This is a genomic window from Streptococcus hyovaginalis DSM 12219, from assembly GCF_000420785.1.
Classification (GTDB): domain Bacteria; phylum Bacillota; class Bacilli; order Lactobacillales; family Streptococcaceae; genus Streptococcus; species Streptococcus hyovaginalis.
The window spans coordinates 1-1,611 of record NZ_ATVP01000035.1 but is presented as its reverse complement, the minus strand read 5'-3'; the positions used below and the strand labels follow the sequence as shown (position 1 = coordinate 1,611).

Here is a 1,611-nt window from a genome sequence, read left to right as displayed (position 1 = left end):
TAGATGGGACAACAATCTACTTGTACAGTCCCCTAATGCTTGTCTATGAAAAGATTAGGGCCTCCTGTCAGCAATTGGAAGAATATCCATTAACGACCAACAAGACCAGAGCTAGAGATTTATATGATATTTTTAAAACATTAACCAATATAAATCAAGTGGAGTTGCGTTCAGAGGTACTGAATGAAGATAACTTTTATATTTTAGAGAATATCTTTCGTGTGAAAGAAGTTCCCTTGGAATTAATGACGAAATTGGACACAAAAAAAGATGATCTTGCTGCAGACTATGAACGTAAGGTGTTGCCTCAAATTCCGAATAAAGATCGAGAGGAATTTGAATATATTTTTGACTACAACCAGAGACTGTTTAATGAATTATTTAAGAAGTATCAAAAATATAACGAGAGTAGATAGCATATTGTATTGCGATTGATTTTTGAATGATAAATTTTTACGAAGAAGCCATTTTCGGTTTCTTTTTTTCTTTAATGGTAAAAAATGGTCGTTCATTACTAAATAATGGCATTTCATGACAATAACAAAAAATTTAATACTATATTTTGTATACTGTACATGTAAACAAAACAACAAAGAATTTCAGAGAAAGGAGAAGCATATGGTTATTATTGGAGTATATCCGTGGTTATGGAAGTTTTTTAAATCCCAATTTTAAATTTAATCAGTCAGAATGTCGAGTAAAGTATAGTGTATTACGAGGTGAAAGTATATGAATTTAAATAAATTAAGTAGCTTTGAAGAATTGAGTAATCAATCATTATCATCAATTACAGGTGGTGATAATATTACTAAAGGACTTCATAAGTTTGGAAGATTTTTGAGAGACACAACAGATAATGCAGTTAAAGCTGTTTGTGGCATCTCACCATGGTGTTAGAAATAATAAACGAATTTAGAAAGGAAAGATAAAATGAATAAAAAAGAACTTAGTCAAACAGAATTGGAAAATATTGTAGGTGGTAAAGTAGGATTTAATCTTGGGGGAGAGGTAATTAAAGTTGTTGATAAGGTATTTGCAGGGGTATGTTCATTTCTAGATGGATGGAATAAGAAAAAACATACAGGCGGATGTTAATATGGAGTTGATGGAATGATTAATGTTTTAAAAAAGTGTAGCTCAGTGTTGATAGCTAGTTTGATATTTATATTTTTAACTCTTTTTACCCAAACTCCAGGTGTATCCACTTTTAGTGACGATCGTATCAATGTTAGTAATAACCTCACTGGAGATATGATTAGAATTGTAGTATGTATTATTTTCTTACTATTATCGTTTTGGTTTTTATCATTATTTGCCAAACGCCTAAATATTAAGTTCAACTTTTTACAGTTTAAACAGGGAAAAATAGATAAGAAACGACTAGTTATCTATTCTTCAGCGAACCTTTTGTTGACATTAGTCTATGTAACCATTCTGTATATTGGAAATGGCTATAATGTAGGAACTGTCCCTACACAAATACTGGAAATGAAGGAGAGACCAATCGTTTTTATATTGTATTTTCTGACGACGGTCCTTACTCAGCCTATTTTGGAAGAATTTTTATATAGAGGAATTCTTCAAGAAAAATTAGCACAGTATATTGGCTGG

General features: G+C 31.0%; 4 protein-coding genes. All 4 read left to right on the top strand.

The window, feature by feature from the left end:
- A partial coding sequence (locus G574_RS0110575) for a nucleotidyl transferase AbiEii/AbiGii toxin family protein (RefSeq protein WP_029692143.1) occupies nt 1-416 on the top strand: 416 nt, incomplete at its 5' end.
- A 313-nt stretch (nt 417-729) separates the two neighbouring features.
- Entirely contained in the window at nt 730-897 is a 168-nt protein-coding gene (locus G574_RS11580) for a ComC/BlpC family leader-containing pheromone/bacteriocin (protein WP_153048555.1), read from the top strand.
- Nucleotides 898-930: 33 nt separating this feature from the next.
- Entirely contained in the window at nt 931-1,095 is a 165-nt protein-coding gene (locus tag G574_RS11575) for a bacteriocin (protein ID WP_153048554.1), read from the top strand.
- A 15-nt stretch (nt 1,096-1,110) separates the two neighbouring features.
- The coding region (locus tag G574_RS11050) for a CPBP family glutamic-type intramembrane protease (RefSeq protein WP_037590795.1) at nt 1,111-1,611 on the top strand (501 nt) is incomplete at its 3' end.